The 22,627-nt window shown below is 72.7% G+C and carries 21 protein-coding genes; 13 read left to right on the top strand and 8 right to left on the bottom strand.

Annotated features, from left to right (window positions below; translation table 11 throughout):
• Window positions 1-20: 20 nt before the first annotated feature.
• The 5 genes from cutA to MED15_RS30345 all read left to right on the top strand — a co-directional run bounded on the left by cutA (window position 21) and on the right by MED15_RS30345 (window position 6,649).
• Window positions 21-341: a divalent-cation tolerance protein CutA gene (gene cutA, locus MED15_RS30360; RefSeq protein WP_091406014.1), complete on the top strand. Its 321-nt coding sequence runs from the start codon at window positions 21-23 to the stop codon at window positions 339-341.
• 48 nt (window positions 342-389) lie between these two features.
• The gene (locus tag MED15_RS30355) at window positions 390-3,857 is read left to right on the top strand and encodes an SCO7613 C-terminal domain-containing membrane protein (protein ID WP_112737574.1); all 3,468 of its coding nucleotides are present in this window, start codon (window positions 390-392) and stop codon (window positions 3,855-3,857) included.
• A gap of 137 nt (window positions 3,858-3,994) precedes the next feature.
• The gene (locus tag MED15_RS30350) at window positions 3,995-5,044 is read left to right on the top strand and encodes a fatty acid desaturase family protein (protein ID WP_112583637.1); all 1,050 of its coding nucleotides are present in this window, start codon (window positions 3,995-3,997) and stop codon (window positions 5,042-5,044) included.
• 160 nt (window positions 5,045-5,204) lie between these two features.
• Window positions 5,205-5,498: a 4a-hydroxytetrahydrobiopterin dehydratase gene (locus MED15_RS33890; RefSeq protein WP_112676987.1), complete on the top strand. Its 294-nt coding sequence runs from the start codon at window positions 5,205-5,207 to the stop codon at window positions 5,496-5,498.
• Window positions 5,495-6,649 carry an FHA domain-containing protein gene (locus tag MED15_RS30345; RefSeq protein ID WP_181541694.1) on the top strand — a complete coding sequence of 385 codons (1,155 nt, stop codon included), beginning with the start codon at window positions 5,495-5,497 and terminating at the stop codon, window positions 6,647-6,649. Before MED15_RS33890 ends, MED15_RS30345 begins: the two co-directional genes overlap by 4 nt.
• A 53-nt stretch (window positions 6,650-6,702) precedes the next feature.
• Here MED15_RS30345 and rocD read toward each other — a convergent pair whose 3' ends face one another.
• The 3 genes from rocD to MED15_RS30330 all read right to left on the bottom strand — a co-directional run bounded on the left by rocD (window position 6,703) and on the right by MED15_RS30330 (window position 9,989).
• A complete protein-coding gene (rocD, locus tag MED15_RS30340) occupies window positions 6,703-7,917 on the bottom strand; it encodes an ornithine--oxo-acid transaminase (protein ID WP_181541702.1) in 1,215 nt (404 codons plus the stop codon).
• Window positions 7,917-8,732 carry a dimethylargininase gene (ddaH, locus tag MED15_RS30335; protein ID WP_181518433.1) on the bottom strand — a complete coding sequence of 272 codons (816 nt, stop codon included), beginning with the start codon at window positions 8,730-8,732 and terminating at the stop codon, window positions 7,917-7,919. The genes rocD and ddaH overlap by 1 nt, the downstream gene beginning before the upstream one ends.
• 345 nt (window positions 8,733-9,077) lie before the next feature.
• Window positions 9,078-9,989, bottom strand: a complete 912-nt coding sequence (locus MED15_RS30330) for a DMT family transporter (protein ID WP_225855406.1) — start codon at window positions 9,987-9,989, stop codon at window positions 9,078-9,080.
• Window positions 9,990-10,337: 348 nt separating this feature from the next.
• Here MED15_RS30330 and MED15_RS30325 point away from each other — a divergent pair, with 348 nt between their 5' ends.
• Window positions 10,338-11,147: an Fpg/Nei family DNA glycosylase gene (locus MED15_RS30325; RefSeq protein ID WP_112732316.1), complete on the top strand. Its 810-nt coding sequence runs from the start codon at window positions 10,338-10,340 to the stop codon at window positions 11,145-11,147.
• A gap of 137 nt (window positions 11,148-11,284) precedes the next feature.
• On the opposite strand, the gene MED15_RS30320 is transcribed toward MED15_RS30325, so the two are convergent.
• Complete coding sequence (locus MED15_RS30320; RefSeq protein ID WP_112601461.1) at window positions 11,285-12,166, bottom strand: aminoglycoside phosphotransferase family protein; 882 nt, start codon at window positions 12,164-12,166, stop codon at window positions 11,285-11,287.
• A 99-nt stretch (window positions 12,167-12,265) separates the two neighbouring features.
• Here MED15_RS30320 and MED15_RS30315 point away from each other — a divergent pair, with 99 nt between their 5' ends.
• Entirely contained in the window at window positions 12,266-13,117 is an 852-nt protein-coding gene (locus MED15_RS30315; RefSeq protein ID WP_112583634.1) for an LLM class flavin-dependent oxidoreductase, read from the top strand.
• Complete coding sequence (locus MED15_RS30310) at window positions 13,114-13,539, top strand: nucleoside deaminase (protein WP_091405997.1); 426 nt, start codon at window positions 13,114-13,116, stop codon at window positions 13,537-13,539. Before MED15_RS30315 ends, MED15_RS30310 begins: the two co-directional genes overlap by 4 nt.
• Window positions 13,540-13,627: 88 nt before the next feature.
• On the opposite strand, the gene MED15_RS30305 is transcribed toward MED15_RS30310, so the two are convergent.
• Complete coding sequence (locus tag MED15_RS30305) at window positions 13,628-14,407, bottom strand: arylamine N-acetyltransferase family protein (protein WP_167457765.1); 780 nt, start codon at window positions 14,405-14,407, stop codon at window positions 13,628-13,630.
• A gap of 145 nt (window positions 14,408-14,552) precedes the next feature.
• Between MED15_RS30305 and MED15_RS30300 the strand changes: the two genes are divergently transcribed.
• From MED15_RS30300 to MED15_RS30290, 3 genes are all read left to right on the top strand, one after another.
• Window positions 14,553-15,194 carry a TetR/AcrR family transcriptional regulator gene (locus MED15_RS30300; RefSeq protein ID WP_208646752.1) on the top strand — a complete coding sequence of 214 codons (642 nt, stop codon included), beginning with the start codon at window positions 14,553-14,555 and terminating at the stop codon, window positions 15,192-15,194.
• 268 nt (window positions 15,195-15,462) lie between these two features.
• Entirely contained in the window at window positions 15,463-16,728 is a 1,266-nt protein-coding gene (locus tag MED15_RS30295; RefSeq protein ID WP_112583633.1) for an AGE family epimerase/isomerase, read from the top strand.
• A complete protein-coding gene (locus MED15_RS30290; RefSeq protein ID WP_112725363.1) occupies window positions 16,725-17,675 on the top strand; it encodes a carbohydrate kinase family protein in 951 nt (316 codons plus the stop codon). The genes MED15_RS30295 and MED15_RS30290 overlap by 4 nt, the downstream gene beginning before the upstream one ends.
• Here MED15_RS30290 and MED15_RS30285 read toward each other — a convergent pair.
• The 3 genes from MED15_RS30285 to MED15_RS30275 all read right to left on the bottom strand — a co-directional run bounded on the left by MED15_RS30285 (window position 17,672) and on the right by MED15_RS30275 (window position 21,258).
• On the bottom strand, window positions 17,672-18,640 hold the full coding sequence (locus tag MED15_RS30285; RefSeq protein ID WP_112583783.1) for a LacI family DNA-binding transcriptional regulator: 969 nt from the start codon (window positions 18,638-18,640) through the stop codon (window positions 17,672-17,674). The genes MED15_RS30290 and MED15_RS30285 overlap by 4 nt on opposite strands.
• Window positions 18,641-18,712: 72 nt before the next feature.
• Complete coding sequence (locus tag MED15_RS30280; RefSeq protein ID WP_112583631.1) at window positions 18,713-20,092, bottom strand: FAD-dependent oxidoreductase; 1,380 nt, start codon at window positions 20,090-20,092, stop codon at window positions 18,713-18,715.
• 23 nt (window positions 20,093-20,115) lie between these two features.
• Window positions 20,116-21,258, bottom strand: coding sequence for a carboxylate-amine ligase (locus MED15_RS30275; RefSeq protein WP_373861176.1), 1,143 nt, complete (start codon window positions 21,256-21,258; stop codon window positions 20,116-20,118).
• A 156-nt stretch (window positions 21,259-21,414) separates the two neighbouring features.
• Here MED15_RS30275 and MED15_RS30270 point away from each other — a divergent pair, with 156 nt between their 5' ends.
• Both MED15_RS30270 and MED15_RS30265 read left to right on the top strand, forming a co-directional pair.
• The gene (locus MED15_RS30270; RefSeq protein WP_244220637.1) at window positions 21,415-21,708 is read left to right on the top strand and encodes a DUF6412 domain-containing protein; all 294 of its coding nucleotides are present in this window, start codon (window positions 21,415-21,417) and stop codon (window positions 21,706-21,708) included.
• A gap of 102 nt (window positions 21,709-21,810) precedes the next feature.
• Window positions 21,811-22,563 carry a YidC/Oxa1 family membrane protein insertase gene (locus MED15_RS30265; protein WP_112730231.1) on the top strand — a complete coding sequence of 251 codons (753 nt, stop codon included), beginning with the start codon at window positions 21,811-21,813 and terminating at the stop codon, window positions 22,561-22,563.
• Window positions 22,564-22,627: the final 64 nt, after the last annotated feature.

Genomic DNA, 22,627 nt, shown 5'->3' with positions numbered 1-22,627 from the left:
TGTCCGCGTAGGGTGCGGGCGTGGACGAGATCTGCGTGGTGACAACGGTGGTGGATGCGCGTTCGGTCGCCGACGTGCTGGCGGCTGCGGCCGTCGCCGGCAGGCTCGCCGCCTGCGCCCAGGTGGGTGGTCAGGTGGACAGCACCTACTGGTGGCGGTCCGGGATGGAGACGAGCACCGAGTGGTCGGTGCAGTTCAAGACCGCACCGGATCGGCTCACCGCGTTGCTGGACCAGATCCGGGTCAGCCACCCGTACGAGGTGCCGGAGATCCTGGTGTCCAGGGTGGAGAGCGGCAACCCCGACTACGCCACCTGGGTGTACGAGCACACCCGATCCTGAGTACGCGCACTCTGGGTCGCACGCCGGTCGGTTGTCGATGATGACCCGGTGGACGACACCCGTTACCCCTGCCCCGCCTGCGGTGCGCCGGCCGATCTGAGCGCCGGTTGCTCCGGCTGCCATCGCGCGCCCGACCCGATTGCCGCTGAGGTGGTTCGGCTGAGCCGGGAGGTCGCCGAGCTTGAGCCGCAGGTGGAGCGGGCTCGCCGCGCGTACACCGAGCTGGCCGGACGGCTGTCGACAGTGTCCGGGCGGCGGGCCGAACTGGCCTCGGTCGTCCGCGCAGGGTTGGCGGCCTCGGTCGTGGCGCGCCCGGCGCCTGTCGTCGGTCCGACGCCGTTCATCGGCCCGGGTCCCGGGGTCGCGACGGATACGCGGCCGGGTGCGGCGGAGACCTCGACCCGGACGGTCCAAGGTCTGCTCTTCGTCCTCGGTGGACTCCTGCTGGGCACCGCGGCGGTGGTGTTCACAGCTGTCGCCTGGGCGGCGGTGGGGGTCGCCGGGCGGGCGTTGATCCTGGTGGCGTTCACAGCGCTCGCGCTGGGCGTACCGCTGCTGGCGGTCCGCCGAGGGCTGCGCGGTACGGCGGAGACGTTCGCCGCGGTGGGGTTGCTGCTGGTGGTGCTGGACGGTTACGCGGCCTGGTCGGTGGACCTGGTCGAAGTGACCGGCTGGCCGGGCAGCCGGTACGCCGCGCTGGTCGGGGGGGCCAGCGCGGCGGTCGCCGTGGCGTACGGCCGGTGGAGCGGGTTGACGGGGCCCTGGTTCGCCGCCCTGGTGGCCGCTCAGCCGGTGTTGCCGCTGCTCGCCGCCGAGGCCGGGCTGGGTGCGGCGGGGTGGGCGTTGGTAGTGCTCGGGGTGGCGTCGCTGAACCTGGCGGTGCTGGTCGCGCTGCGTGGCCGGGGAGGGGCGGCGCAGCTCGTCGGCCGGGTCCTGGCCGGCGCCGGTCACGTCGGCGCGCTGGTGGGCGCCTCGGCGTGCGCGGTGGTGCCGCTGGTCGGTGGGCGGGCGGGGGGCTCGCCACTGCTGGCCGGGGTGCCGCTCTTGCTGGTCGCGCTGACCGGGTTCGGTGCGGCCTGGCTCGTCGGGGGGCGGGCGCTGCGGGCGGTGGCGGCCGGGCTGCTGGTGCCGGTGCTCGCCGCCGCCCTGCTGCGTCCGGTGGCGGAGCTGCGGCCGTCAGTGCTGCTGCTCGCGACGGCGACGGTGGCGCTCGGGATGGCCGCCGCCGTGCGGCTCCTGCCGGCGGTGGCGGCGGTGGACGGTGGCGGCGGTTGGCGGACCGGCCCACGGGCCGGCGCGCTGTTCGTCGCGGCGGGCACGGCGCAGGTCACCGTGTTGATCACCATTGGGCTGGCGGTCGCCGCCGTCGGCCGGTCGCTGCCGCCCTGGGGCGGGGCTGGGACAGGGCCGGACCTGCGCTGGGGTTGGCAGCTGGCACCCGCGGTTGCGCTGGCGATCGGCGCGACGGCGCTCCTGCTGCCCCGTGGCGCGCGGGCGGTGCTCGCCACGGCCGGCGCGGTGGCGGTGCTGTTCGCCGTACCCGCCGGCTGGTCGGCCTCCTGGCCTCAGGTGGTGGCCGTCGACCTGGTCGGCGGGGTCGCGCTGCTGCTCGCCGTGCTGGCCCGCCCGAGCACCCCACCGGTCGCCCTGCGCACCCGTGCCCTCGGCGGTGCCGTCCTGCTCGGGCACGGGCTGGTGGTCGCCCTGGCCGCCCCGACCGGTGCCCTGGTGGCGCTCGGCGTGCTCGCCGTGGTCGGGCTGGCACTGGCCGTCCGACGGGGGGCCGGCGCGTACCGGGAGGTGGCCGGTGTGGGTCTGCTGTTCGGGCAGCTCGCGCTGCCCGGGATCGCGGCGGTGGCGATGTTCGCTGCGGGCGGGCCGCCGTGGTGGCAGGCCCGGCTCGCGCTGGCCGTCGCCGGGCTGTCGCTGGTCGCGGCGCTCGCGGCCCGCCGCCACCGGGTGGAGCTGATCGGGTACGCGGTGATCGGCGCCGTCGCCGCGGTGACCGTGCCCGGCCTCGCGCCGCTGGTCGGGGCGGGTGACGAGCCGCTCGTTCTGTACGCGGCGCTGGCTGCGCTGGGTGTCGCGTTCGTCGTCTACCTGCTGCCGTCGGCGAGCGCCGCCGACCAGTCGGCCCTCGGGGACCGGCCGGCGGCCGACGGGCGCGAGTCGGCCCGGTCGGCGCTGTTGCTGGCGGCCGGCGGAACGCTGGCGGTGGTCGCCGTCCTGGCGGCCCTGCCGACGGTGCTGACCGCGCTCGGGTCGCCCTACGGCGGCGGGAACCGGGTGTGGTCGGGGGTGCCCACTGTCGTCGCCGACCCGTCGGTGCTCCCGGTCGGGTTCGCGCTGGTCGTGTTGGCGCTGGCCGGCGCGCTGGCCGGTCGGCGGGTCGGCCGGCCGGTGCCGCCCGCGCTGCCGTTCGTCGCGGCGGCGCTGCCGGTGCTGCTCATCGCGATCGGCGCGCCGTGGCCGGTGCTGCCGGCCGCCGTTCTGCTCGCCGGCCTGGCGGCGTTGCTGTTCACCGCGCTGGCGGCGGCCCGCCCGGCGCTCGCACCGGTCGCGGTGCCGGTGGGCGTGGTGCTGGTGGCCTCCGGTGTGCTCGGTCTGCTGGCCACCCGCGCCGGGACGCTCGCGGCCGAGGGGGCGTTGCTGGTGGCGGCGGTAGCGGTCGCCGCCGGGGCGCGCCGGTTCGAGGTACGGGTCGCCGGTTGTCTTGCCGCCGTGGGCGCGGCGTCCGCGTTGGCGGTGACCGCCCCGCTCGCCGCTGGGCTGCCGTTGCGGGCTGCCACGTACCCGCTGTTGGCGGTGGCCGCGTTGGTGCTTGCCGCCGCGGCGGTCATCCCGGCGCGGGTCCGGCTGGGACGGGTGCTGGACGCTACCGCGCAGGCCGTCGCGCTGGTGGCGGCGGTGCTCGCCGTCGAGGCGGCCCGGCACCTCGCCACCGTCTGCGTGCTCTGGGGTGTCGCAGTGGCGCTGCGACTGCTGCGCCGGGGCGAACCCGCCGGTCGGCGGTGGACGTTCGCCGGGATCGCCGCCGGCAGCGAGTTGCTCGGGGCCTGGGTGCTGCTGGCCGCCGGTGGGGTGACAGTGCTGGAGGCGTACACCCTGCCGGCCGCAGCGCTCGCCGTCGGAGGGGGTCTGTTGGCGCTGCGTACCCGGCCGGGGCTGACCAGCTGGCCGGCCCTCGGCCCGGGGCTGGTCGCGGCGTTGCTGCCCAGCCTCGTGTCGGTGCTGGCCGGGGCGGACCCGCAGCCGTGGCGGCGACTGCTCCTCGGCGCGGCGGCGACCGGCGCGGTGCTGGCCGGCGCGACCCGCCGGTGGCAGGCGCCGGTGCTGCTCGGCGGCGGGGTGCTGACGCTGTTGGCGCTGCACGAGCTGGCCCGGGGGTGGGATCTGCTGCCCCGGTGGATCTACCTGGGAGTCGGCGGGCTGGCGCTGGTCGGGCTCGCCGCAACCTACGAGCGGCGGCGACGTGACCTGGCTCGACTGCGCGCCGCGGTGGGTCGACTGAGCTGAGTCGAACCAATGGGGGGTAGGGCCTGCCCTACCCCCCATTCGGGGGTTGTCGGGGTTACTCACCGCTACTGCGATCGGGAGACTTGACATTAAGCCCGAACCACCCCGGTACGGGCGCAAGCGGAACGGGAGCAGCGATGGCGCTCGGAGCGGTGGCGGAACCGCCGGTACGACGGCGAGGTAGTGACTACGCACAGTTGTCCCGACGGATCAGCCAGGCGGGCCTGCTGGAGCGGCGCCCCGGCTGGTATGTCACCCGCATCGTGCTCACCCTCGGTGCGTTCGTGGCCGGCTGGGTGGCCGTGTTCCTGCTCGGTGACTCCTGGTGGCAGCTTCCGCTCGCGGCCCTGATGGCCGTGGCCACCACCCAGGTCGCGTTCCTCGGTCACGACGCCGGGCACCGCCAGATGTTCCGTCGGCGTGGCCCGAGCGAGGTGGTGGGGCTGTTCGCCGGCAACGTGGCGGTGGGGATCAGCTACGGCTGGTGGGTCGACAAGCACAACCGGCACCACGCCAACCCGAACCACGAGGACGAGGATCCGGACGTCGGCGCGGGGGCCCTGGTGTGGACGCCCGAGCAGGCGTTGGAGACCAGGGGGTTCGGCCGTTGGATGGCTCAGCGGCAGGCGTACTTCTTCTTCCCGATGCTGCTGCTCGAGGGTCTGAGCCTGCACGTGGCGAGCATCAAGGCGATCGTCGGCCGGGAGGACGGCAAGTACGCCGTCCCGATGCGGCACCGGGCGGTCGAGGCGGCGTTGCTCGTCGCGCACACCGCCGCCTACGTGGCGCTGCTGTTGGCGGTCATGTCCCCGGTCAAGGCGCTGCTCTTTGCCGTCGTGCACCAGGCGCTGTGGGGCCTCTACATGGGCTGCGCGTTCGCGCCGAACCACAAGGGCATGCCGATGCCGACCGCCGAGGACGAGCTGGACTTCCTGCGTAAGCAGGTGCTGACCTCCCGCAACGTGCGCGGCAGCCGGCTGGTGGACACCACGCTCGGCGGTCTCAACTACCAGATCGAGCACCACCTCTTCCCGAACATGCCGCGCGCCAACCTGCGCCGGGCCCAGCCGATCGTGCGGGCCTACTGCGTCGAGCAGGGCATCCCGTACGCCGAGACCGGGCTGGTCGAGTCGTACCGGCAGGCGCTCGGTCACCTGCACGAGGTGGGGCGGCCGCTGCGCGGCTGAACAGCACGGCCGCTGCGCGGCTGACGCGATACTGATCGGCGGGGCGGCATCTGATGATGCCGCCCCGCCGTCGCGTTTCTGGCCGGCACCGCCGGCAGGAGACCCTGGGCTCGAGGGAGCACGTCCGGTCAGCCAGCCGTCCCACCGGTAGGGTCTGGTCATGGCAGACCTGCTCACCGCGGACGCGGTGCGAGAAGAGCTGAGCCGGTTGCCCGACTGGTCGGGTGACCCGACCGGCATCGGTCGTACCGCGCAGCTCGGCAGTTTCCCGGCGGCCATCGCGGTGGTGGACCGGGTGGCGACGGTGGCCGAGGAGCTCGACCACCATCCCGACATCGACATCCGATGGCGGACCCTGACCTTCCGCTGTGTCACGCACTCGGCCGGTGGGGTCACCCACCGGGACATCGAGCTGGCCCGGCGAATTGACGACATCGTCCGGAGTGCGGCATGAGATTCGAGATCAGCAAGGTTCTGGATGCCATCGAGGGTCGGGTCTGCACGGACCCGTCACTGGCCCGAGCCGTGGTCGATCTGGCCGAGGTGATCCGCTACCAGGACATCGACGGTGGTCGGCCGGCTAGCCTGCTCCGCCTCGGCATGGTCATCGACGCGCTCTCCCGCGAGTTGGAGGAGGACAGCGTCCAGGTCTACGCGGTGGTACACCGGGCGTTGCTCTCCGACGCCGACCTCACCTCGAACGAGCGGATGGTCGTCCGCCGCTGGGCCGACGACGGGCTCGTCGAGGTGCTCGACAACCCGGGTGACCGGATGTTGGAGGTCGCCGACCTGCTCGGTCTGCCGGTGCTCAGCCGGGTCCGCTTCGACGGGTTGCGCGGGCGGTTCCCGTGGCTGGTCGAGCAGCCCGGTCGGGTGGTCGCGCCGGTGCCGGGCGCCGGCGGGCCGGTGTTCATCGCGCACGTCGGTGGAGGGCACTCGCCGGTGGCCGGCAAGCGGTCGCCGACCGGCGTCAAGCTGCTGGCCCGCCAGTGGCGCTGCCCGGAGTCGGGCTGCGCGCTGTTCGGCGGCGGTGGTGGGGGTGGCGCGTTCGCCGACCTGGCCGGGGGCGCAGACCGCAGCCCCGCCGCGCAGCCGCCGCCCGCCCTGCGCAACGGCGTGCCGACCTGCCCGCGGCACGGCGTACGGCTCGGTGACGGCGGCCCGCGTCCGCGTACCGAGGTGCTCGCGGTGCGCGTCGGCGGCCTGGTCCGGCGGCGGTTCGTGCTCAGCGAGGAGCAGCCGATCGTGGCCGGTCGGGCTCCGGAGCAGGACGGCGGGATCATGCTCGGGCAGTGGCTCAACGACGAGGCCCGTCGCTGGATCAGTCGTGGTCACGTCCGCTTCGAGCTGCGGGTCGGCGAGGTCATCGTGACCGACGTCAGCACCAACGGCTCCGGCATCCGCCCGGCCGGTTCGATGGCCGAGTCCGACCGGATCCCGCTGGCCCCGCAGCAGTCCCGGGTGCTGGGCGAGAACGACATGGTGGAGCTGTATCCGGGGGTGCAGATCGGTCGGGCCGAGGAGTTGCCCACCGGCGCCCCGTTCACCCCCACCTCGGTGATGGCCGAGGCCCCGACCATGGCCATGCGCCTACCCCGCCCCTGACACGAAAGGCGGGCGCCGGAACCCCGACGCCCGCCTTTCACCACGTTCCCGGGTCAGCCGGCCAGCACCTCGGCCAGCTGGGTCACCGCCAGGTCGATCTCCTCCTCGGTGATCACCAGCGGCGGGGCGAGCCGGATGGTGGAGCCGTGGGTGTCCTTGGCGAGGACTCCGCGCGCGGCGAGCCGCTCACACGCCTCCCGACCGCTCATCAGCGCCGGGTCGATGTCCAGACCGGCCCACAGGCCACGGACGCGTACCCCCACGAGGCCCTTGCCGACCAGCCCTTCCAGGCCGGCCCGCAGCCGCTCACCCAGCTCGGCCGAGCGGCGCTGGAACTCGCCGGTGGCCAGCAGCCGGACCACCTCGATCGCCACCGCGCAGGCGAGCGGGTTGCCGCCGAAGGTGGAGCCGTGCTGGCCGGGCTTGAGCACGCCGAGCACGTCGGCGTTCGCGGCCACCGCGGAGACCGGCACGATGCCGCCGCCGAGCGCCTTGCCGAGCAGGTACATGTCCGGCACGACGCCCTCGTGGTCACAGGCGAAGGTCGCGCCGGTACGTCCCAGACCCGACTGGATCTCGTCGGCGATGAACAGCACGTTGCGCTCGGTGCAGACCTGGCGTACACCCGGCAGGTAACCCTCCGGCGGCACCACCACACCCTGCTCGCCCTGGATCGGCTCCAGCAGCACGGCCACTGTGTTCTCGTCGATCGCGGCGGTCAGCGCGTCCAGGTCGCCATACGGCACGACAGTGAACCCCGGGGTGTACGGCCCGAAGTCGGCGCGGGCGTCCTCGTCGGTGGAGAAGCTCACGATGGTGGTGGTCCGCCCGTGGAAGTTGCCCTCGGCGACCACGATGTTGGCCTGCCCGGCGGCCACGCCCTTGACCTGGTAGCCCCACTTGCGGGCCACCTTGATCCCGGTCTCCACCGCCTCGGCGCCGGTGTTCATCGGCAGCACGAGGTCCTTGCCGCACAGCTCGGCCAGCTCCCGGCAGAAGTCGGCGAACTGGTCGTGGATGAACGCCCGGCTGGTCAGCGTCAGCCGGTCCAGTTGGGCGTGCGCGGCGGCGATCAGCTGCGGATGCCGGTGGCCGAAGTTCAGCGCCGAGTAGCCGGCCAGGCAGTCCAGGTAGCGGCGGCCGTCCACGTCGGTGAGCCAGGCGCCCTCGGCGGACGAGATAACCACCGGCAGCGGGTGGTAGTTGTGCGCAGTCCAGCGCTCGGCGTCCCGGACCGCTCCCGGCGTACGCAGCTTGTCATCCACTATCACTTGCTTGCCTTTCCCTGACGGAGTCGCAGCGTGCAGCACTTCGGTCCGCCGCCGGCCTTACGTAGCTCGGACAGGTCGACCCCGATGGTCTCGTAGCCCCGGTCGCGCAGCTTGGCGGCCAGGTCGGTGGCCTGCGCGGGCAGCACCACGTGCCGCCCGTCGCTGACCGCGTTCAGCCCCAGCACCTCGGCGTCGGCCATGGTGGCGTGCACCGCGTCGGGGAAGAGCCGGCGCAGCACAGCCTGGCTGCCCGGGGAGAACGCCTCCGGCAGGTACGCCACGGTCCGCTCGTCGAGCACTGTCAACGCGGTGTCCAGGTGGTAGAAGCGCGGGTCGACAAGCTGCATGGTGATCACCGGGTAGCCGAAGACCTCCTGCAACTGGGCGTGTGCGGCGTGCGCCGTGCGGAAGCCGGTGCCGGCCAGCAGGTGGTCACCGGCCAGCAGGACGTCGCCCTCGCCCTCGTTGACGTGCTTCGGGTCGTACATCTCGAAGCCGGCGGCCTCGAACCAGGCCCGGTACGCCGGCGCCTCGTCGGCGCGCTGCGGGTCGCGGAACTGCACGGCCATCGCCTTGCCGTCGATCACGGTGCCGCCGTTGGCGGCGAAGACCATGTCGGGCAGGCCGGGCACCGGAGTGATCTCCTCGACGGTGTGGCCCAGGTCAAGGTACGTCTGGCGCAGCTGCTCCCACTGCCGGACGGCCAGCGCGGCGTCGACCGGCGCGCTCGGGTCCATCCAGGGGTTGATCGCGTAATCGACGGCGAAGTACGTCGGCCGGCACATCAACAGGCGCTGGCTGGTGGCGTCCATCGTCATTGTCCTGCTCCCAGGGGTCGGGCGCGCCCGGCCACCGTGGCCCACGGGCTGGCGCCGTTGCTCAACGGTATGCGGCGTCAGCGGCAGGATCCACCACCGAGAGTTGCGCAGACCGAATATTCGTTGCGTCTGGGCGCTCTCCAACTGTGAATCATTGCGTTGGGGGCCCATCTGGGGCGGGAGTTGTGTTTCGGGCCTGGCCCCGGAAACACTTCAGGGGCGGCGAACCGCCGCCCCTGAAAGGGTGTCGCCCGGCCGGTGAACCACCGGATGAGATCGGGCTGCCGGCGAACCGCCGGCTGTTCGCCGGTGCATCACCGGCGAGCGGAACAGTGCCCGCTAGAAACGATCCACAAACTGTGAGTCAAGCCACTCTCGGAAGCGCGGCACCCAGTCGCCGTCGGTGGTTGGCCAGTCGAACTGGCCGGTCATCGCGAGCACCCCGATCACGACCGCGGCCAGCCCGATCAGCACGCCGAAGAGCGCGTCGGTCTTGCCGGCGACATGCCGACGGCGGGTGGCCATCAGGCCGAGCACCGCGAGCACCGCACCGAACGCGCCGAGCCCGATGCCGTACCCGGCCAAGGTGCCGGTCAGCACGAACATCGCGCCGGCGACCGACACGATCAGGCCGAGGGTGGCGAGCAGGCTGGCCCGCGGCTTCGGGCCACGCGTCACCGGCGGCTCGGGCGTGCTCACGCCCGGGGTCGGGTCGACCGGGCGGTCGGTGGTGACCCGGTCGGTGGTGTCGGGCCGACGGGTGGTGCTGTCGAGGTCGGCATCCCGCTCGGCGGCGCGCGCCGTGGTCGGGGCGACGGTGGGCCGGGACCCGGTCTCCACCTTGTTGGCGGTGCCGGTGCGGGGCTCGGGTGTGACCGGGCTGGTCGTGCCGTTCACCGGCTCGGGTGCGACCGGCCGTGCCGTGCCGCCGTTCACGGGCTCGGGTGCGACCGGGCGGGAAGCGGTGCCCCGCGACTCGGTCTCCACCGGTCGCGCGGTGGCGGCTCGGGCCACCGCCGCCCGCTCGTTGGCCCGCCGCTCGGCCTCGCTGGTCTGGCCGCCGGTCGCGCCAGCGCTGCGGTACGTCGTCTGGTCGGCGTCCCGGTCGGTGACCACCGGGCGGCCGACGCTGTCGTCGGACTGACCGGTCTCGGTGACCGGGGTGTCGCGGCCGTCAACGCGGCCGTCGAGGTTCTCGTCCCGCGTCGGTGCCGGCTCGGACCGGCGGGACAGCGAAGGAATCCTGACCACTACACACCTCCTGATGAATGCGTGGTGGCCGACGGAAAGGGTGGCACCCACGCGGTGTCGGCCCTCAAATACCCACCTGGGCGTTTCCTGACACCAATCCTGGGTACGGCCGCCGAGACCGGCCTTGACCGGCCCTGGTCCCGGTTGGGTCCGGCCTTGATCGACTCGCCTTCCTGGAAGTCGGGGTGTCCCGCTCTTTGCAACACCGCGGTGTCCTGGAGCCCGAGTCGATCAACGCCGCAGGGACCGAGTGGATCGACGTGGCGAGGACTGGGTCGGTCGAGGCGGCGGCAGGCCCGAGCCGAGCAGCGCGCTCCCCTCGGGCGGGGCTGGCTATCCTTGGCACCTGTGCCAGAGGGACACACGATCCATCGCCTGGCGGCCCGGCACGCCGAGTTGTTCGCCGGGGACAAGCTGCACGTCGCCAGCCCGCAGGGCCGCTTCGCCGAGGGTGCCGCCCGGCTCTCCGGGACGGTGCTGGAAGGCACCGAGGCGTACGGGAAGCACCTGCTGCACCACTACGCCGGCGAGCTGACGTTGCACGTACACCTCGGGTTGTACGGCAAGTTCACCGACGGGCCGGGGGAGCCGCCGGAACCGATCGGGCAGGTGCGACTACGGCTGGCCAGCGACCGGCACTGGCTCGACCTGCGCGGGCCGACGGCCTGTGAGCTGCTCACCCCACCCGAGGTGGCCGCGCTGCGGGACCGCCTCGGGCCGGACCCGTTGCGCGCCGACGCCGACCCGGAGCGGGCGTACGCCCGGATCGCCCGCAGCCCCACCCCTCTCGCCGCGCTGCTGCTGGACCAGTCGGTGGTGGCCGGCACCGGTTTGATCTTCGTGACCGAGGCGCTGTTCCGGGCGGGGCTGCCGCCGACGATGCCCGGCCGACAGTTGACCCGGACCGGCTGGGACGCGCTCTGGGGCGACCTGGTCGGCTTGATGCGGCTCGCGGTCGAGCACGGCCGGATCGACACGGTCCGCGACGCGCACCTGCCGGAGGCGATGGGCCGGCCGGCGCGGGTGGACCGGCACGGCGGCGAGGTGTACGCCTACCGCCGCCCGGGAGCGCCCTGCCACGTCTGCGGCACCGAGGTCAGTCGCGGCGAGTTGGCGGGCCGCAACCTGTACTGGTGCCGTACCTGCCAGGCCGGCTGAACCGCCCTGCCCGTCCCGCGCCCCGGTGCCCGCCTCGCGGCGATCTTGCAGTTTCTGTTGTTGGCATGGGTGGATATGCACCTTGGGTCGGGACAGCGAGTGCAAGATCGCGGAGCTGGGTCGGGCCGAGCCGGAGCTCAGTCGGTGTCGAGCAGCCAGCGGACCACTTCGATCTTCTCGGGGAAGACTGTGTCGTCGGCGACGCTCCAGGCCAGCGTGTGCCCGATCGTCCAACCTCGGACCCGTTCGGGGTCCAGCCCCAGTCCGGTGCTGAGCCGGTGCAGCCGATGCCGGACGGCGGCCGGTGAGTGGCCCAACTCCGGGCCGCGCACCATCGGTACGACCGAGAACTCCCGTTCCCCGGTCAGCGGCTTCGGGTCGATCGCCAGCCACGGCCCTCGGTCGGCGGCGAGCGCGTCGGCGGCGAGGATGTTGCCGGCGTGCAGGTCCTGGTTGACCAGCACCTGCTCGCCCTGGCTCGACGCCAGGCCGGTGAGCAGGTCGAGCGCCGCGTCGAGCAGCCGTCGCTCGTACGGTCGGCCGGCCCGTTCCCAGGCCCTGGGCATCCGGTTGATCCAACCGGCGGCCTCCTGTGCCAGCGGGGTGAACGGCGCGCCGGCCGGTCGCCAGAGCCGGGGGAGCAGTCCGATCACCACGTCCAGCGCTCGGTCCGGCGGAAGGTCGTGCAGGGGAGTGCCGGGCTGGCAGCGTTCGAGCAGCAGGGCACGCCGCCCGGGGTCGTGGGCGAGCAGGCGGATCGCCGCGTCGCCGTCCCAGTGGGCCAGGGCGTCGGCCTCGTGCCGGCTTTCCTCGTCGGGGTACTGGAGTTTCAGCACCGCCGTCGTACCGTCGGGCAGGTGGGCGGGGAGCGCCAGTGACGCGTACGCCTGCCGGAAGGGCGGGCCGACCCGCAGCGACCACCGTTCGGCGCACTCCGTCAGCCACGTCGGGAGTGCGGCTAGCCAGGCGCGACCGGCCGGTGATCGGCGTACCCAGTCGAGTCCCTCGGGCAGATCCATCCGGCGCTCCTGAGTCGTACGGCGATTCGTGTCGGCTGCCAGGTGATTCAGCCGGGCCACGGCGTTCACACACCGGTCCACAGTGGCTAGCGTGGACGGGTGCAGATTGGCGTGAACGTACCGAACTTCGCCCCGGGCACCGACCCCGACGTCCTGCGTCGGTGGGCGCAGACGGTGGAGGGTCTCGGTTTCGACCTGTTGATGGTCTCCGATCACATCGTGGTGACCGCAGACGTGGCCGAGCAGTATCCGGCGCCGTTCTACGAGCCGTTCACCACGCTGTCCTGGCTGGCCGGGGTGACCAGCCGGGTTCGGCTGGGCACCACTGTGCTCATCGTCCCGTACCGGCACCCGCTGCTCACCGCCCGGATGGCGGCGAACCTCAACCGGCTCAGCGGCGGCCGGCTCGTTCTCGGTGTCGGCGTCGGCTGGGCCCGGCAGGAGTTCGAGGCGCTCGGCGTGCCGTTCCGGCAGCGCGGGGCGCTGACCGACGAGTACCTGCACACCATGCGCGAGGCATGGCAGGACACCGACGACTACGACACGGCTGCGATCCCGATCTGGGTCGGTGGCAACAGCGAGGCCGGCATGCGGCGCGCGGTACTGCTCGGTGACGCCTGGCACCCGCTGCGGGTCACGCCGGCACGGCTGGCCGAGGCTGTCGGACGGCTGACGGACATCGCTGACGAGTTGGGTCGTCCGGTGCCCGCGTTGGTGCCGCGGATCGCGCTTCAGGAGACCCGGGAACCGATCACCGACCCGGACCGGCTCGCCGGTGTCGGCACCATCGATCAGATCGTCGCCGACCTCGACCAGCTTCGTGCGCTCGGCGCGGAGACGGTGGTGCTGGACCCGTTCAACGGCGACCTGACCGAGATCCGCCAGCCCGAACGCGCCTGGCGGACCCTTGCGGCCGTGGCCGCACATCACGCAACCCAGGAGGACCGATGACCCCCGACGACGAGAAGTTTCTCCGCCACGCAGTGGAAATCGCGAGGCGGGCGGGGGCTTCCGGCGAACGGCCGTTCGGCTCTTTGCTGGTCGACGCGGCCGGCGTCGTCCTGATCGAGGACCACAACACAGTGGTCTCCGACGCGGACATCAGCGCCCATCCGGAGTTGAAGCTGGCCCGCTGGGCGGCTCGGGAACTCTCCCCCGAGGTCGCCGCCGGCACCACCATGTTCACCAGTTGCCAGCCCTGCGCGATGTGCGCGACGGCGATCGACCGGTCCGGCCTCGGGCGGGTGGTGTACGCGCTGTCCACCGAGCAGTTCGAGGAGGTCAAGCCGGCCACCCCACCGCTGCCCCCGGTCCGCTACGAGGGGCCGGCGCTGTTCGACGAGGCACGCCAGCCGATCGACGACTACTACTGAACACAGCCCGGCCGAGGTGCCGGGTAGGTGAGGGGGAACGACCGTCACGACACCCGGCTGCGCCGACGTCGAGGGCCGTCCCGGTTGCTCAGGTGGTGTTGCGGACGCGTGTGCGCCACAGGTCGTCCTGGGTGCCTGTCTTGTGCCAGAGGTGGGCGATGCCGTCCGGGCCGAGGTCGTCGAGGGGTACGAGGAAGTCAGTGGACAGCGTTCTGGCGAACTCGTCGACGTCGGCGATCGTGTGGGGGGTGCTGGCGTCGGCGCCCAACCGGCGCAGCGTCCGGGACAGCAGGACCAGTGTGTGGTCCGCGCTCGGCCGAGCGGCCATGAGCGTGGTGACGTACGCCGAGGCGGGGGACGTGGACATCTCCCGGGAGTGGGCGGCGAAGTCGCCGATCTCCCGTGGCCGCAAGCGGAAGTCGTAGGAGGCGATGGTTCCGCCGGGGTGGTGGTGGAAGCGCCAGGTATCCGGATCGAGCCGCTCAAGCCGGTAGGTCAGGCTTCCCTGAATGTGGGGCCCCTCCCGCATCGGCAGCGGCTGGACGAATCCGTCGCCGATGCCGGCGTCGGCCAGCCAGCCTCGGCCACCGAGGTCGACCAGCAGAGCGTTGTGGTTGCCCCACATCGCCTCGCCGCGGGTAGCGCGCGTGACTGCGGCCTCCACCATCGTCACCTGGAAGCCGGCCAGACGTAGCAGCATGGCCAGGCCGGCGTTCTGCTCGTAGCAGTAACCGCCGCGCCGCCGCCGCACGAGCTTGTCGAAGAGCGCCTCCGCATCGAGACCGATCGGCCGGCCGAGCTGGATGTCGAGGTTCTCGTACGGCACGGCGTGCCGCCAGGCCTGATGCAGTGCGAACAGCGTCTCCACGTCGGCTGCGACGCGCCCGTGGTGCCCGATTCTGTGCAACGTCTGCCTCATCGCTGCCCTTATGTCCATCATCGGCCTCCTAAGTGAGGGAAGTTCCTCCGTTTAGGAAGTGTAAGTGAGAGAGTCGCATCCGTATACTGGTCAGGTGGAGAACGAGAGCCCCAGGCTCCGGGCGGACGCCAGGCACAACCGCGAGCAGATCATCGAGGCGGCCCGCGCACTCATCGCCGAACGCGGTGTCGAAGTGCCGATGGAGGAGGTGGCCCGCCGCGCCGGTGTCGGGGCCGCCACCCTCTATCGCCGATTCCCCGACCGTGAGGCTCTGGTGCGCGGGGTCGCGCTGGACGGCTTCGACCGCGTAGTCGCCATCGCTCGCGACGCCGAAGACGAGGAGCCGGACGCGTGGCAGGCGCTCGCACGCTTCGTCCGCCGCGCAGCCGCCGAGCTGAGGCTGGCCACCTGGCTGTCGATCTGGTTCACCAGCACCTGGGAAGAGCTGCACGCCGAGCCCGAGGAGCAGCGGCTCCGTCAAGCCCTGCTGAAGATCCTCGACCGGCTCGTCCGCCGCGCCCAAGCCGACGGCGACCTGCGTCCCGACGTGGACGCCGGCGACCTGACCCTCATGATGGCGCTGCTGCTGCGGCCACTACCCGGCCTACGCGCCGAGCTCACCCAGCGCAGCGTGGACCGCTATCTGACCCTCATGCTCGATGGCCTGCGTGCTGGCCCGGACGTCCAAGACCTTCCCCCCGCCGAGATCGGCCTGGTCGACCTCGGGGGCGCCTGATGGATGTGGGGGCGCGGACGTCGCAACAGCCGGGCGGCCGTCCCCGTCGCGGTGTGACGCAGCCGGAATTGACAGTCGGCCGGCTGCCAGAGCAGGGTTGAACGGTGACAACGATGTCAACGGGCAAATGGGAGGAAAAGCCTCCCGCCGCGTGCCGACCCTGGCCAGTCGATTCGTGGCGTACCGTTGGCGGTTTTGCGGCGCGGACCCGGTCCGTCCGCCGATCCTGGCCGTATGTCCCTTTCCTACCCGACGGTGACCAGCTGAAATGACCGACGTGCCCCGATCCGACGCCGCAACGACCCCTGCTCCGGTGGGGTCACCAGACCTGCCCGATCTGGACGAGTTCCTCGTCGACCAGACCCGGACGCTGCTCGACACCGCCCGCCGCTCGGTCCGGCCCGAGGGCGGCTTCTGGTGGCTCACCGACGACCGCACCCCGGATCGCGGCGAACCGATCCACACCTGGATCACCTGCCGGATGACCCACGTGGCCGCCCTCGCCCACCGCAACGGCGATCCGGACGCCGCCGCCCTGGTCGACCACGGGATCGCCGCGCTCAGCACGCTGCTGCGTGACGACAGGTACGGCGGCTGGTTCGGCGCGGTGGACCAGCAGGAAGTGCCAGTCAACGACCGCAAGGCCGGCTACGACCACGCGTTCGTGCTGCTCGCCGCCTCCAGCGCCGCGCGCGCCGGACGGCCCGGCGCGGACCGGCTGCTCGCCGACGTGCTGACCGTCGTGCGGGACCGGTTCTGGGACGACGACGCCGGCGCGGTCCGCGAATCGTGGAACCGGGACTGGACGGTCACCGAGGACTACCGGGGCGCCAACAGCAGCATGCACATGGTCGAGGCTTTCCTCGCCGCTGCCGCCGCCACCGGCGACGCGAGCTGGGCCGACCGGGCCCTGCGGATCGCCACCCACCTCGTGCACGGTGAGGCGGCCCGACACGACTGGCGGCTGCCCGAGCACTTCACCACCGACTGGACGCCGCTGCCCGACTACAACCGGGACCAGCCCGCCGACCCGTTCCGACCGTACGGCTCCACGATCGGGCACTGGCTGGAGTGGGCCCGGCTGCTGCTGGAGTTGGAGGCGGTGCTGCCGCAGCCACCCCGCTGGCTGCTCACCGACGCCCGCGCCCTGTTCGCCGCGGCCGTGCGGCGCGGCTGGGCGGTCGACGGCGCGGACGGCTTCGTCTACACCATCGACTGGGACGACCGGCCGGTGGTGCGCTCCCGGATGCACTGGGTTCTCGCCGAGGCCATCGGCGCGGCGATCACTCTGCACCGCCGTACCGGGGACACGGTCTACCTCGACTGGTACCGGGTCTTCTGGGCGTACGCCCGCCGCAGTCTCATCGACCAGACCGGATGGCGGCACGAGTTGGACGCGCAGAACCTGCCCGCCGACACGGTCTGGCACGGCCGACCGGACGTCTACCACGCCTACCAGGCGGTACTGCTGTCCCGCGCGGCCGACGGGCTCGGGGGCCCCGGCCCGCTCGCACCGGGGGAGGTGACCGCGTGATCGTCGTCGCGGGTGAGGCGCTGATCGACCTGGTCGTCACCGCCGAGGGGCAGCGGGCCGTGCCCGGTGGCTCCCCGGCGAACGTCGCGGTCACCCTGGCCCGGCTCGACCAGCCGGTACGGCTGCTGGCCCGGCTCGCCAGCGACGACTACGGTCGGCAACTCGTCGAGCATCTGAGCGCCAACCGGGTGGACCTGGAGTGGGCGGTGCGCGCCGAGGAGCCCACGTCGGTGGCGGTGGCCACTCTGAACGCCGCCGGGCAGGCCAGCTACGAGTTCCGGCTGGCCGGTGCCGCGGACTGGCAGTGGACGCCGCAGGAGCTGCCCGAGCTGGCCGGGTCACCGGCGATCGCGCTGCACAGCGGCTCCCTGGCGCTCGCGTTGGCACCCGGCGCGGAGGCGCTGGAGGGCCTGCTCGCCCGGGAACGTCAGCGCGACGGGCTCACCGTCTCCATCGACCTCAACCTGCGCCCGAGCATCGTCACCGACCGGGCGGCGGAGCAGGAGCGGGTACGCCGGCAGATTCGCCTCGCGCACCTGGTCAAGGCCAGCGACGAGGACCTGGCCTGGCTCTACCCGGACCGTTCGGTGGCCGACGTGATGACCGAATGGCGTACGGCCGGTGTGTCCTGCGCCGTGGTGACCCGGGGCGGGGATGGCGCCTGGCTGCTCGCGCCGGACGGCTCGCTGCACGAGGAGCCGGCGGTCCGCACCACGGTGGTCGACACCGTCGGTGCCGGCGACTCGTTCACCGGTGGCCTGCTGGCCGCACTGGCCGACCTCGACGCGCTCGGCGACCGCCCGGCCGACCGGCTCGCCGCAGTGACCGGGCCGCAGTGGGGTGCGGTGCTCCGACAGGCCGCCACTGTGGCCGCGCTGACCTGCGCCCGCCGAGGCGCCAACCCACCGACCCGCGCCGAGGTGGAAGCACTGCTCGAGGCCGCTTAGGCCAGGCCGCGCTTCAGCAGTCTGGTGGGCAGGACCGTGGTGGAGGGTGGGGTGTCGTCGCCGGCTACTCGTTGGAACAGTCGCTCGGTGGCGACCCTCGCCAGCTCCCGGGTGTCGTACGCGACGACGGTCAGCGGTCGGGGCATCAGGTGGGCCAGCTCGAAGTCGTCGAAGCCGACCAGCGCGGCGTCACTGCCCCTCCGGTGCAGCTCCTGGAGCGCGCCGACGGTGAGCCGGTTGTTGGCGCAGAAGAACGCGGTGGGCGGCTCCGGAAGGTCGAGCAGCGCGGCGACCGCCCGGCCGGCCTCCTCGGGAGCGATGAGCCGCTCACGGATCAACGACTCGTCCGGCTCGACCCCGGCAGCGTCCAGCGCCGCCCGTGCCCCGGCCAGCCGCTCCCGCATCGTGGGCACGCTCGGAGCGCCCAGCAGCAGCCCCACCCGTCGGTGCCCCTCGTCGAGCAGCGCGCTCACCCCGGCGTGGCTGCCGCCCCGGTTGTCCAACAGCACGGCGTCGGCCTGCAGCCCCTGCGGCGGCCGGTCCAAAAACACCACAGGCATGCCCAGCTCGACCTCGCGACGCAGGAACGAGTGGTCGAGCCCCGCCGGCACCACAAGCAGGCCGTCGACCCGACGCTGGGTGAAGTCCTGGAGCAGGGCGCGTTCCCGCTCCGGGTCCTCCTCCGACGACGCGGTGATCAGCATGGTGCCGTGGGCGGCGGCGATCTCGGCGGCGACGCTGGCGATGGTCGCGTAGAACGGGTTGGCGATCTCCTCGATCAGCAGCCCGACGGTGGCGTTGAGCTGCCGGGAGCGCAGGTTACGAGCGATGTCGTTGCGCCGGAAGCCCAGCTCGGCGATCGCGGCCAGCACCCGGCCGACCAACTCCTGCCCCACCGGCTCGTCGTTGACGACCCGGGAGACCGTCTTCAGGCTGACGTCGGCCCGCCGGGCCACGTCGACCATCGTGGGACGCCGACGCACGGTCGGCCGGGTCGGGGTCTGGGTCACGGGGTGGTCCTCCACGGCGGGCGCGGGTCAACGGTCGAGGGCGGCGAGCGCGTCGACCGCTTTTCGGGCGGCGATGAGCACCGGATCCCACACCGGCGCGTACGGCGGAGCGTAGCCCAGGTCCAGCTGCGTCATATCGTCCACCGTCATGCCGTTCCACAGCGCCACGGCCAGCGAGTCGATCCGTTTGGCAGCCTCGGACCAACCGACGATCTGCGCGCCGAGCAACCGGCCGCTGGGACGCTCGGCGATCAGCTTGACCGTCATCGGCCGGGCACCCGGGTAGTAGCCGGCCCGGTTGGTCGACTCGGCGATCACCGACACGAATTCGAAACCGGCAGCCGTGGCGTCGCGCTCGCGCAGACCCGTCCGACCCACCTCCAGGTCGCAGACCTTTGTCACCGCCGTGCCGATCACGCCCGTGAAGGTGGCGTACCCGCCACCGATGTTGATTCCGGCGACCCGGCCCTGCTTGTTGGCGTGCGTGCCGAGCGGCACGTGCACCGGCAATCCGCTGACCCGGTGCAGGGTCTCCACGCAGTCACCGGCCGCCCAGACCCCGGGGTGCCCGGGCACCCGCATCCGGCGGTCCACCCGGATCGCGCCGGTCGGCCCGAGGGGCAGCCCGGCCGCTTCCGCGAGCGCGGTGTTGGGGCGTACGCCCAGACCCATGACCACGACGTCGGTCGGAATCGGCCCCTCGGCGGTGACCACGGCGGACACCCGGCCGTCCCGCTCCTCCAGGCCGCTCACCGGCAGGCTGCCGCGGATTGTGATGCCGAGGCCGCGCATCGCCTCGGCGACCAGCTCGCCCATGTCGCTGTCGACAGTCGACATGGGCTGCTCGCCGGCTTCGACCAGGGTCACCGAGAGGCCGCGTTGGATCAGGGCTTCGGCGATCTCGACGCCGATGTACCCGCCGCCGACCACCACGGCCCGGCGCGGCTGCGGGTCGGCGTCCAACCAGTCGCGTAGCGCCGCACCGTCGTCGAGGGTCTGCATGCCGAACACGCCGCCCGCGTCGGTGATCGCCCACGACGGTTTCACCGGCACCGCGCCGGTGGCGTACATCAGGTCGTCGAAGCGTTCGCGGACCTCGCCGCCGCCCTTCAGGTCCCGTGCCACGACCTCGCGGCGTTCCAGGTCGATGGCCGTGACCTCGTGGCGCATCCGGACGTCCATCGCGTACTCGGTGCGGAACGTCTCCGGGCCCCGGGCGATCAACGCCTCGGGGCCGGGCACCAGGCCGCTGATCCAGTACGGGATGCCGCACGCCGAGTAGGAGGTGAAGTGGCCCCGCTCGAAGACCACGATCTCCAGGTCGCCGCGGTCACGGCGGCGTCGGGCCTGGGACGCCGCCGACATTCCGGCGGCGTCCCCGCCGATGACGATCAGCCGTTGCGCCACGGGTTCATCCTGTCACGCGGTGATCAGCCGCGGGTCTGCCGTGCGACGTCCTGCACCACGTCGGTGAGTCGGCCGGTGCGCTCGAACACCGCGCGCTGCCGCGCCGCGCCGCTGCCGTGCCGGCGCAACCCACCCAGCAGGTCGGTCACCTCGGCCCAGTCGCCGTGCTGCTCCAGCGCCGGCCGCATCCGCTCCACGAACCGGTCCAACAGTTCCCACGCCGGGCGCAGCTCGCCGTTGGTGACGTCGACGGCCTCGCCTTCCAGCCCGTCATGGGCGGCCCGCCAGTGCGCGCCGACCAGCAGGTGGTGGTCGGTCTGCAACGCCGGCCGGCCGGCCTCGACATCCGCCATGGCGGTGGCCACCAGCGCCCGGACCAGCGCGGCGACCAGCACCGCGTCGTCCACCGACGGGCAGACGTCGCCGATCCGCAGCTCCACCGTCGGGTACTTCGCCGACAGGCGGGCGTACCAGTAGAGCATCCCCTCGTCGAGCATCACCCCGCTGGAGATCAACTGGCGGATCAGTCGCTGGTAGTGCTCGTGCGACTCCAGGAACGGCGTCGGCGCCACCGACGGCCAGCGCTCCCACTCCACCGAGCGCCAACTGGCGTAGCCGGTGTCCTCGCCCCGGGAGAACGGTGAGTTGGTGGTCACCGCGTGCAGCATCGGCAGCCACGGCCGTACGTGGTTGAGCACCTGCACGCCGGTGTCCGGGTCGGGCACCCCGACGTGTACGTGCATGCCGTTGTTGCCGGGGCCGGGGACGAGCAGCCGGAAGCGCTCGATCATCCGGTCGAAGCGGGGCTTGTCCACCACCGGCGGCACCGGGCCGTCCACCGGGCCGGTGCCGATGGCGAGCAGGCGTACGCCGGCCTTCTCGGCGGCGTCGGAGAGCGCCCGACGCAGGACCCCGAGGGAGTGCCGGATCGACGAGAGCTCCAGGCCGGGCGGGCTGCCGATCTCGATCTGACTGGTCTGGAACTCCCGCTCGACCTGCCCGCGAAGTTCGGCCGGCACCTGCTCCATGACCAGGTCCACGGCCGGAACCGCGGCCCCGGTGTGCGGGTCGACGAGCAAAAACTCCTCCTCGACACCCACGGTGAGCAACCCGGTCGCCGCAGCCATGTCGCTGGGCGCCTCCGCCACCTGACCGGTCATCGACATCACCCGTCCGTTCCTGCCGTCCGCGGTCCGTCCGCGTTGGTCCGCCGTTGGTTACCCAACGTGGCGATGCCGGGAAACGTGGCGGCGGCGGGTCGTACTCGGGGCGGGCCGCCGGATTCGGCTGGATGACGTGACAGCGGGTCCTATGCTGAGCCCGTGCCGGTGCTGCTGGGCTATGTCGGGGTCGCGTGGATGTCCGCGTACGCCCAGCTCACAGTGCTCGCGGGCCGACCGGCCGACCTGCTGGCGGGCGCCGCGTTGACCGCACTGGTGCTGCTCGCGGTGGTGCTGGCGGCCCGGGTGCACGACCGGGCGGGCGCGCCCGGTGCCGGGCCGCGGTGGGCCGGCCTGCGGGCCCGCTCCCGAAGTCGCCGAATGCCTCGCCAGATCGACCCGGATGCGGCCGGTCGTCCTCGTCCCCGTGCCCCGGGGCGCCCCTCGGCCGCGTAGCGCCTCGCCGCCGCGCGGCCGATCCCGCCGTCACCGGCCCCCCTTGCTGAGCGGATACCGCCGGGGGGAGGGCCTCACCGGAATCGGACCGAGGGGTTTCCCATGCTTGCCTTCGCACCACTGCACGACACTGTCGCCGCTGCCGGCAGCGCGTTGTCCTGGCTCACCGAGTTGCTCGAACCACTGGCCGGCGGCGGAGCGACCGCCGCCGCCATCGTGCTCTTCACCGTCGCCGTCCGCCTGCTGATCTCGCCGCTGACCGTCGCGCAGGTCCGTGGCGAGCGGCGCCGCGCGGCGCTCGCCCCACAGGTGCGTGACCTTCAGAAGCGGTACGCGGACGACCCGGCGACGCTTCAGCGCGAGGTGTTCACGTTGTACCGCGAGGCCGGCGCGAACCCGATCGCCGGCTGCCTGCCGCTGCTCATCCAGGCACCGTTCCTGCTGGTGCTGTACCGGTTGTTCAGCACCAGTGAGGGCGGCACCGGGTTGCTGGACGAGCGGTTGGCCGGCGTGCCACTGGGTCACCATCTCAGCGACGGGCTGGCCGGTGCGGCCGGACCGCTGTTCGGCGTACTGCTATTGGTGTTGCTGGTGGTGGCCTGGTGGTCGTCCCGGCGGGCCCGCCGGGCGTCGGCGGCGGTGGGCACGGTGGCCGGTACGCCGACCGAGGGGCCGGGGGCGGCCACGCTCGGCCGGCTGCTGCCCCTGCTGCCGTTCACGACCGTGCTGGTGGCGCTGGTGCTGCCGCTCGCCGCGGTGATCTACCTGGTGACCACGAGCGTGTGGTCGGCCCTTGAGCAGGCGGTGCTCCGCCGCCCGCAGGCAACTCCAGCGGCCGACACAGATCGACGTTGACAACTGTGTTGACGGGACGTACAACTCTGAGAGAGCGCTCTCTCGATCCGTCCCCCGCAGAGAG

This window comes from Micromonospora noduli (genome assembly GCF_003264475.1).
In the GTDB taxonomy this organism is placed as follows: domain Bacteria; phylum Actinomycetota; class Actinomycetes; order Mycobacteriales; family Micromonosporaceae; genus Micromonospora; species Micromonospora noduli.
Note: the sequence above shows the minus strand (reverse complement) of the source record. Positions and strands in the feature narration are given on the sequence as shown.